Raw genomic sequence first — 9,404 nt, forward strand, 5'->3', positions numbered from 1 at the left:
TAATCCTGAAAAATTGCCTGCTGTTTTGACGTATAATTTGAGCGTTCAAGGCAGCCTGAAAACTGTTTTGCCATGACTGTTTAATTCAAAGCCGTCATGGCAAAACATTTTTCTATTTCTTTGCATATTCAACACGGAAACCCATCATGGCTTTTGAAACCTATCCTTTACCCAAAGACTTGCCGCGCCCGACCGAAACGGTGTTGGTGAACATCACGCCGCAGGAAACGCGCGTGGCGATTTTGGAAGAGAATAATATTTGCGAGTTGCACATTGAGCGCAACAGCGAGCACAGCCTTGTGGGCAATATTTATTTGGGCATTGTGCGCCGCGTGTTGCCCGGAATGCAAAGCGCGTTTGTGGACGTGGGCTTGGAGCGGGCGGCGTTTTTGCACATTATGGATATTGTGGAGCAGCGGCAAAACCCCGAATCCAATCAACGGATTGAACACGTTTTGTTTGAAGGGCAAACGCTGTTGGTGCAAGTGATTAAAGACCCGATTAACAGCAAAGGGGCGCGGCTTTCCACGCAAATTTCGTTGGCGGGGCGGTTTTTGGTGCATTTGCCGCAGGATGAACACATTGGCATTTCGCAGCGCATTGACAACGAATTTGACCGCCACACCCTGCGCGAGCGGCTCAACGCGCTGCTGCCTGAAACCGCCTGCCACGGCTACATCATCCGCACCAGCGCGGAAAACGCCAGCGATGCCGAATTGCAAGCGGATATTGATTATTTGACTAAGGTGTGGGGCAATATTCAGCATCAGGCGAAGGTGTTGCCGCCCGAATCGCTGTTGTATGAAAATTTGCCGCTGGCGCAACGGGTGCTGCGCGATATGTTTAACGACAACACGCATGAGATTTTGGTGGACTCGCGGCAAAACTTTGCGCGGATGCTTAATTTTGCCGAGCAATATGTGCAAGGCGCGGTGGACAAATTGCAGCGTTTTCAGGGCGAACGCCCGCTGTTTGAAACGTTTGGCGTGGAAGCCGAGATTAACCGCGCCTTGCAGCCGCGCGTCAATCTAAACTTTGGCAGCTATTTGATTATTGAAACCACCGAAGCCATGACCACAATCGACGTGAACACGGGCGGCTTTGTGGGCGCGCGCAATTTTGACGAAACCATTTTTAAAACCAATCTGGAAGCCTGCCACGCCATCGCCCGCGAGCTGCGGCTGCGCAATTTGGGCGGTATCATCATCGTGGATTTTATTGACATGATGCTGGAAGAACACCGCGAAGCCGTGTTGCAAGAACTCGCCAAAGCATTGAGCTTTGACCGCACGCGCGTTACGCTCAACGGCTTCACGCAACTGGGCTTGGTGGAATTAACCCGCAAACGCAGCCGCGAAAGCCTGAAACACATTTTGTGCGAACCCTGCCCCACCTGCCAAGGCAAAGGCAGCCTGAAAACCGCGCAAAGCCTGTGCTACGAAATCCAGCGCGAAATTGTGCGCGAAAGCCGCCGTTTTGACGCGCGCGAGTTTCGCATCATCGCTTCGCCCAAAGTGATTGATATGTTTTTGGACGAAGAATCGCAATCGCTGGCGATGCTGATTGACTTTATTGGCAAGCCCATTTCGCTATCGGTGGAAACGGCTTACACGCAAGAGCAGTACGATATTGTGCTGGTGTGATGTTAAGGCAGCCTGAAAAGCAAATTTTGCCAGCGCACGGCTTGCAAGCAAGCCGTAAGGGCGCGGGGCAGCGTTTCAGGCTGTCTGATATTGCGCCCGCGTTGATGCGTTGCATGGGGTTTCGCTGTATTGAATTTGCCCTACTCATTTTTTTTCAGGCTGAAACCTTTGCCCCCCAGCGGCAGCCTGAAAAATAAGAAATGCCGTCATTCCCGCGTAGGCGGGAATCTTGTTTGATATTCAGAAATTTCCGTCAAAACAGTTCATTGCATAAACTCAACCAAGATTCCCGCTTGCGCGGGAATGACGGAGAATTGACTGTTTCTTGTGCATTTTTAGGTTTTGCAAAAGTTTCAGGCTGCCTATTGGGTTGAAGCCTTGCAAAAGCCTGATGCAGCCTGAAACAGCGTTTGGCTTGTAGGTCGGGCATTGATGCCCGACAAACACTGACCTATTTATCTTGCAACACACTACAAACTTAAAACGTCGGGCATCAATGCCCGACCTACAAACTTTTCAGGCTGCCTATACCACAAAAGCAGCCTGAAAACCCATTCCTCCAATCATCCATTATGCCCCGCCTAATTAGCCACCACGCCTCCGCCGCCATCCGCCGCCATATCCAGCGCGGCGGTTTGATTGCCTACCCCACCGAATCCTGCTACGGCATCGGCGCAGACCCGCGTAACGCCCGCGCACTACGCGCCATCATTCGCCTGAAAAAACGCCCGCAACACAAAGGCTTAATCACCATCGGCAACACGCTTGCCCAACTTGAACCGCTGCTGCAAAAGCAGCCTGAAAACGTGTGCCGCCATCTGCACGCCACATGGCCCGCGCCGATTAGCTTTGTGCTGCCCGCCCATCCACGCGTGTTGCCACAACTGCGCGGCAATCAGCGCGGCAGGCTGGCGGTGCGCGTGCCACAGCACCCGATTGCGCGGGAGCTATGCCGCATCGCGCGCACGCCGCTGGTGTCCACATCGTGCAACCAATCGGGCAAGCGCTCGTGCAAAAGCGCGCGCGAAGTGCGGCGGCTGTTTGGACGCAAGCTGTGGCTGATAGGCGGGCGCGTGGGCGGACGCAAGCAGCCGAGCGAGATTGTGGATTGGGTGAGCCATAAGCGGCTGCGGTAGGTGGTTGCTTGCTTAGAACCTGTATTCACTATTTCCATAGACATCTTTTATGTCCTAAAAACGTGGCTACTGCGTTAAAAATGCTCGCAAGGTGTCCAACCTTACTGCGCTTTTTGCCTTGTATCCGCGCTTTTATTTCATAAAATCTGCCTATGGAAATAGTGAATACAGGTTCTTAAACGCGTTTCAGGCTGCCTAACACGATTAAGGCAGCCTGAAACCTTTGCAAAATCTAAAACACAACAAGAAATGGTCAATTTCTCCATGTTTGAACGCGAGCCCAGATGATGGCAGCCTGAAATTTATTTCGCGCCCCTACGGATTGCTTGCAAGCCGTGCGCTGGCTTGGATTTCAGGCTGCTTATTGGTTGCAATCTCTCCGTTTTTTCAGGCTGCCTTGGGGGGAATGGGCAAAGGCATCCTGCGTAGCGAAACGGAGTTGCGAAGCTAAAACCAATCCATCCCACAGCAAAAAACCGTTTGATGCAATACCAAAAAACGGTTTTGTTTTTTCAGGCTGCCTTAGGGTGTGTAGCAAAGTGTGCCCACAAGATTGCGCAAACGGCGTGCGCAGTAAAGCTGCACGTCCTACGCCCCTACGTCTGCATCATCACCAACCCGCTACAACAACACCTTCTCCATCCCGCCATTTTTCGCAGTTTCCACAAACTCGTTCAGCCAATTCTCGCCCAAAATCCGTTGCGCCATTTCTATCACGATGTAGTCGGCGGGCAGGTTGTTGTCTTCGGCGTAGCGGCTCAATCCTTGCAAGCAGGCGGGGCAGGATGTGAGCATTTTCACGGGTTCGCCTTGCGGCAGCGCGGCAAGGTTTTTTTCAATTTCTTCTTGTTTGCGAAATTTCACTTGGGTGGCGATGTCGGGGCGTTTGACGGCAAACATTCCGCTTTCGCCGCAGCAGCGGTCGCTCAGTGGCACGTTTTGCCCAATCAGCTCGCTGGCGAGTTTTGCGCCGTCCATGCTTTTGATGGGGGTGTGGCAGGGGTTGTGATACAGGTATTGCTGCCCCGACACGCCGTCTAATTTGATGTTTTTTTCCAGCAAAAATTCGTGGATGTCGATGATGCGGCAGCCTGAAAAGATGTCTTCAAAGCGGTATTCCGCCAGCGCGTCATAGCAAGTGCCGCAGGATACGACCACGGTTTTGATGTCCAGATAATTCAAGGTGTTTGCCATGCGGTGAAACAGCACGCGGTTCTCGGTAACCATGTCGCTGGCTTTGCCCGCGTCGCCGTGCGCGGATTGAGGGTAGCCGCAGCAAAGATAGCTGGGCGGCAACACGGTTTGCACATTGGCGTGATACAGCATGGCTTGGGTAGCCAGCCCCACTTGGCTAAACAATCGCTCCGAGCCGCACCCTGGGAAATAGAACACGGCTTCTGCATCTTCGGGCAGGCTGGGATTGCGGATAATCGGCACGGTGCTGCCATCGCCATCCAGCCCCAGCAGCGAACGCGCGGTTTTCAGCGGCACATTGCGCGGCAGCGGGCGGTTGATAAAGTGGATAACCTGTTCTTTTAATGCTGCTTTTTGCGTGGTGGCTTTGGGGGCTTGCTTTTGCTTGTTTGCGCCGATGTGAAACTGCTGCCCCAAATCGTAGCCGATGTTTTGCGCTTTGAAGCCTGCGGTTACCACGCCTGCTCGTAATAGTTTGATAACGGTGGGGTTTTTCGCGTTCAAAAACGCCATGCCCGCCGCCACAGCGGGGTTGAAATGCGTATGCCCTGTTTGGTGCAAAAAGTTGCGGATGTCCACGGTTACATCGCCAAAATCAATGTTCACAGGGCAAGGCTTCACGCAGCGATGGCACACGGTGCAGTGGTCACCGATGTTGCCCAGCTCGTCAAAATGTTTCAGCGACACGCCGCGCCGCGTTTGCTCTTCGTATAAAAACGCTTCGGCAAGCAGCCCCACGCCTAGGATTTTGTTGCGCGGGCTGTATAGCAAGTTGGCGCGGGGAACATGGGTGCTGCACACGGGCTTGCATTTGCCGCAGCGCAGGCAGTCTTTGATGGCTTCGGTGATTTTGCCCAGATGCGATTGCTCCATAATCAGGCTTTCAAAGCCCAGCAGCTCAAAAGACGGCGTGTAGGCGTTGCGTAAATCTGCGCCGCGCATCAATTTGTGGCGATTGAAATGCCCTTTGGGGTCAATTTTGGCTTTGTAGTCCCAAAAGGGCTGCATTTCGGCATCGGTGAGAAATTCCAGCTTGGTGATGCCGATGCCGTGTTCGCCCGAAATCACGCCGTTCAGGCTACGGGCGATGTTCATAATGCGGGCAACCGCCTGATGCGCGGTTTGTAGCATTTCGTAATCATCTGAATTAACAGGGATATTGGTGTGCACATTGCCATCGCCCGCGTGCATATGCAGCGCAACAAACACGCGAGAGCGCACAATTTGCGCGTGGATTTTGCCCAAGCCCGCCATGATTTTGGTGTCTGCCTTGCCGCTGAAAATTTCCGCCAGCGGGGTCATCACATCCGATTTAATGGACACACGCAGCCTGAAATCGCGCAAAGCGATAAAGCAGTTTTCGGATGGATTGGCTTCGGGCGCGGCGTGGATTGTGTCGCCATAACGCGCTTGGTAATACGCCAGCGGCGCGTCCAAATTATCCAGCAGCCACTGCCAACGCGCTTGCACTTGGGCAACATGGGCGGCGGCATAGTTGGCGCGCTCACCCAGCAAATCGCTTTTGGGCAAGCCGTCAAACTGCTCAACAGGCAGGCTGCCTGAAAGGTATTGCAACAGCGCGGCGCAAAGTTTGAGCTTGTTTTTAATAGACAATTCAATGTTGATGCGCTCAATGCCGTCTGAATACTCGCCCAGCCGTTCCAGCGGAATAACCACGTCTTCGTTGATTTTAAAGGCGTTGGTGTGCTTGGCGATGGCGGCGGTGCGGCTGCGGTCTAGCCAAAAGGTTTTGCGCGCTTCGGGCGAAATGGCGATAAAGCCTTCGCCATCGCGCGCTTGGGCAAAGCGCACAATCTGCTCGGCAGCAGCCTGAACGGCGACTTCGTCATCCGACACCACATCGGCAAGCAACACCATTTTGGGGCGACCTTTGCCCGCCGCTTTGGTGGCATAGCCCACCGCGCGAACATACCGCCAATCCAAATGCTCCAAGCCCGCCAGTCGCACGCTTTCATGCGACAGCAAAAAATCGCGGATTTCCACGATAGACGGCGTGGCGTTGGCAACCGTGCCAAAAAATTCCAAGCAAACGGTGCGCGTGTGCTGCGGCATTTTGTGCAACACGAATGCCGCGCTGGTGATGATGCCGTCTGTGCCTTCTTTTTGCACCGCAGGCAAGCCGCTGAGAAATTTGTCGGTAACGTCTTTGCCCAAGCCCACTTTGCGAAAACGGCAGCCTGAAATCGCCAGCCGCTCGGTGTGGGCGATGGTTTCGCCGTCTTCTTTTAAGGTGTGCACGTCAAACAGCGCGGTTTCTTCGTCATGGATTTTGCCGAAATTGTGGCGCACCCGTTCAATTTTCAGCCACTCGCCTTGCGGGTTCACCATTTTCCACCACGCCAAATTGTCCAGCGTGGTGCCCCACAGCACGGCTTTTTTACCGCCTGCGTTCATGGCGATGTTGCCGCCGATGCAAGACGCATCCGCCGAAGTGGGGTCCACCGCAAACACCCAGCCCGCCGCGTGCGCCGTTTCTTCCACTCGCCGCGTAACCACACCCGCGCCGCAGCGGATAATCGGATGCCTGCCAGCCAAGCCCGCCAGTTCCACAAACTCAACGCCTTGATGTTTATCCAATTTTTCGGTGTTGATGACGGCAGACATCGCATCCAACGGCACCGCCCCGCCCGTGTAGCCCGTGCCGCCGCCGCGCGGGATGATGGTTAAATCCAGCTCTATTAAGACGCGAACCAGTGGCGCGATTTCGGCTTCGCTGTCGGGATTGACCACCACAAACGGATATTCCACGCGCCAGTCGGTCGCATCGGTAACATGGGTAACACGCGCCAAGCCGTCAAACATAATGTTATGTTTTTTCGTGATTTTTGCTAGGCGCGATAGGATTTGGGCACGTTTGAGTTTGGTGGCAGCAAAGCTGTTGGCAAACTGGTTTACCGCGTTTTCGGCAGCCTGAATCAGCCCCAGCACGCGCTCGTTATCATCGCGGCGTTTGTTGATTTCGTTTAAACGGTGGCGCATGGCGGCAACCAGCGCGGCTTGGCGTTTGGGGTGTTCCAGCAAATCGTCTACCAAATAAGGATTGCGCACCACCGCCCATATATCGCCCAGCACTTCAAACAGCATCCGCGCCGAACGCCCCGTTTTGCGCTCGCCGCGCAGCGTTTCAAGCGTGTGCCAAGCGTTTTCGCCCAGCAGGCGACACACGATTTCGCGGTCGGAATAAGAAGTGTAGTTATAGGGGATTTCGCGGATGCGTTGTGATTGGGGCATGGGGTGTTCCTTGTGGGTTGTGTTCTGGTGTTTGGCGGGTTTTATCCGATTTTTTTGTGTGTGGCGGCGTTTTAGCTTCGCAACTTCGCTTCGCTACGCAGGCTGCCTTTGGGTGCGCAAGATTGGCGTTATTCATATCGGTATGATTACCTGCCGCGCCTTCAAGGCAGCCTGAAACCGCTGTGCGACATCGTTCTCAATATACGTTTAGGCTTTTCAGACTGCCTATCAGATGCCCCGCATTCTAACGTAAATTTTCGTTAAAGGCGGCCTGAAAATACCTTGCGCGATTGTTGTTTTTTAATCCATTTTCTTGCCAAAAATTGGCGTAATTTAACGATTTTGAAACGAAATTTACCCAGCTAGGCTACAATGCTGTTTTTTAAATTTTCAGGGAACAGCAAATGCAAAAGCGAATTTTATTGGCGGTTACGGGCGGCATCGCGGCATATAAATCTTGCGAACTGGTGCGCTTGTTAAAAAAAGAAGGGCACGAAGTTACCGTAGCTTTATCCAAAGCGGCGAGCGAATTTGTGTCGGTGCAAACGTTTGAAGCGTTGAGCGGCAACCCTGTTTTAACCGAAAACAACGGCAGCATGGCGCACATCCACGCCACCCGCACGGCAGATTTGATGCTGATTGCGCCCGCTTCGGCAAACACCATTGCCAAGCTGGCGCATGGCTTTGCCGATAATTTGATTACCGAAATGGCTTCGGCGCGCAAATGCGCGTTGGTGCTTGCGCCTGCGATGAACGTGGAAATGTGGCAAAAACCCGCCAATCTGCGCAATATCCAGCAGTTGCACAAAGACGGCATTCGCGTGTTGATGCCCGCTTCGGGCGAGCAAGCCTGCGGCGAAGTGGGCATGGGGCGCATGGTTGAGCCTGCCGATATTGTGGAACTGCTGCCCGACGTGTGGACACCCAAGCCATTGCGCGGCAAGCGCGTGCTCATCAGCGCGGGCGCAACTTACGAAGCGATTGACCCCGTGCGCGGCATCACCAATATTTCCAGCGGACAAATGGGCGTGGCGATTGCCCGCGCTTGCCGCCGCGCAGGGGCAAAAGTGAGCCTTGTGCACGGCAAAATGACGGCGGAAATCCCATTTGGCATGGCGCACACCGAATACGCGGAAAGCGCGATGGATATGCGCGATGCGATTTTCAAACAGCTTGACGCAGGGCAGGATGTGTTTATTTCGGTGGCCGCGGTGGCAGATTATCGCGTGAAAAACCGCAGCATTGAAAAGCTGAAAAAAGGCGCGTATGGCATGATGCCCGTGGTTAAGTTTATTGAAAATCCTGATATTTTGCAGGAAGTCGCTTCGTTTACCGCCGCGCCGTTTTGCGTGGGCTTTGCGGCGGAAAGCGAAAACGTGTTAGCCAACGCGCGCGAAAAACGCCTGAAAAAAGGCGTGCCGATGATGATTGCCAACGACATCGCCGATGCGATGGGCAAAGATACCACCAAAATCACCATTATTGACGATGAAAACGAAACCGCCCTGCCCAAAATGAGCAAAGAGAAAGCGGCGCAAATGCTGGTGGTGAAACTGGCAGCGGCATTGCAAACCGCCACGCTGAAAAAAGCGGCTGCGCCTGTTAAACCTGCGATGGCGGCTTCTGCGGCAGCAACTTCTACGGCAACGGCGGCACACGCGCAAGCAATGGCAACCCAACCCGCGCCCGTGGCTCAACCCGCCGCGCCAACGCCTGTTCACGAACAACCCGCGCCTGTGCATGATGATGCCGTTATCACGGTGCAAGACGATGAGCCCGCGCCAGCCGCCACGCCTGTTCACCAGCCAGAGCACAAGAAAATCATCCCCGCTGCGGTGTATGAAGACGAAGATGATGGCGTGATTATTATTGAGTGATAAAGCTGCCTTTTTTATGCTGGGATAACAGCAACCATTTAAACGCGGGCGCAAACAATAGGCAGCCTGAAACGTATCCCCGCGCCCTTACGGCTTGCTGGCAAGCCGTGCTCTGGTTTCAAAAAACCAAAAAGGCAGCCTGAAACCTTTGCACCCCCCCCCAACAACAGCCTGAAACCTAAAATGGAGCGGCGACGGCTCGTCGCCAAATTGCTTATTAAACATCATAGTATTACTGATTTTTCAAAAGGGGCTGTCCTAGATAACTAGGACAAATCGTGCTTTACTAGTTGTTTTAAAAT

6 protein-coding genes and 1 pseudogene are annotated in these 9,404 nt (G+C 53.7%); 5 read left to right on the plus strand and 2 right to left on the minus strand.

The genetic code is table 11. The features are described from left to right. The first annotated feature begins 146 nt into the window (after nt 1–146). The 3 genes from rng to Q4A85_RS04100 all read left to right on the plus strand — a co-directional run bounded on the left by rng (nt 147) and on the right by Q4A85_RS04100 (nt 2,779). Nucleotides 147–1,643 carry a ribonuclease G gene (gene rng, locus Q4A85_RS04090; protein WP_303107887.1) on the plus strand — a complete coding sequence of 499 codons (1,497 nt, stop codon included), beginning with the start codon at nt 147–149 and terminating at the stop codon, nt 1,641–1,643. Between the two features lie 26 nt (nt 1,644–1,669). After that, on the plus strand, nt 1,670–1,840 hold the full coding sequence (locus tag Q4A85_RS04095) for a hypothetical protein (protein ID WP_303107888.1): 171 nt from the start codon (nt 1,670–1,672) through the stop codon (nt 1,838–1,840). Nucleotides 1,841–2,215: 375 nt separating this feature from the next. Further along, the gene (locus Q4A85_RS04100; RefSeq protein ID WP_303107889.1) at nt 2,216–2,779 is read left to right on the plus strand and encodes an L-threonylcarbamoyladenylate synthase; all 564 of its coding nucleotides are present in this window, start codon (nt 2,216–2,218) and stop codon (nt 2,777–2,779) included. Nucleotides 2,780–2,916: 137 nt separating this feature from the next. On the opposite strand, the gene Q4A85_RS04105 is transcribed toward Q4A85_RS04100, so the two are convergent. Then, nucleotides 2,917–3,045, minus strand: a complete 129-nt coding sequence (locus tag Q4A85_RS04105; protein ID WP_303107890.1) for a hypothetical protein — start codon at nt 3,043–3,045, stop codon at nt 2,917–2,919. A 2-nt stretch (nt 3,046–3,047) separates the two neighbouring features. Here Q4A85_RS04105 and Q4A85_RS04110 point away from each other — a divergent pair, with 2 nt between their 5' ends. After that, complete coding sequence (locus Q4A85_RS04110; RefSeq protein WP_303107891.1) at nt 3,048–3,230, plus strand: hypothetical protein; 183 nt, start codon at nt 3,048–3,050, stop codon at nt 3,228–3,230. A gap of 170 nt (nt 3,231–3,400) precedes the next feature. Here Q4A85_RS04110 and Q4A85_RS04115 read toward each other — a convergent pair whose 3' ends face one another. Next, entirely contained in the window at nt 3,401–7,225 is a 3,825-nt protein-coding gene (locus Q4A85_RS04115) for a DUF3683 domain-containing protein (RefSeq protein ID WP_303107892.1), read from the minus strand. A gap of 404 nt (nt 7,226–7,629) precedes the next feature. On the opposite strand from Q4A85_RS04115, the pseudogene coaBC reads away from it, so the two are divergent. Continuing rightward, nucleotides 7,630–8,784 (plus strand): annotated as a pseudogene (gene coaBC / locus Q4A85_RS04120) (bifunctional phosphopantothenoylcysteine decarboxylase/phosphopantothenate--cysteine ligase CoaBC); the annotation flags it as partial. Nucleotides 8,785–9,404: the final 620 nt, after the last annotated feature.

Source organism: Kingella sp. (in: b-proteobacteria) (assembly GCF_030527935.1).
Taxonomy (GTDB): domain Bacteria; phylum Pseudomonadota; class Gammaproteobacteria; order Burkholderiales; family Neisseriaceae; genus Kingella_B.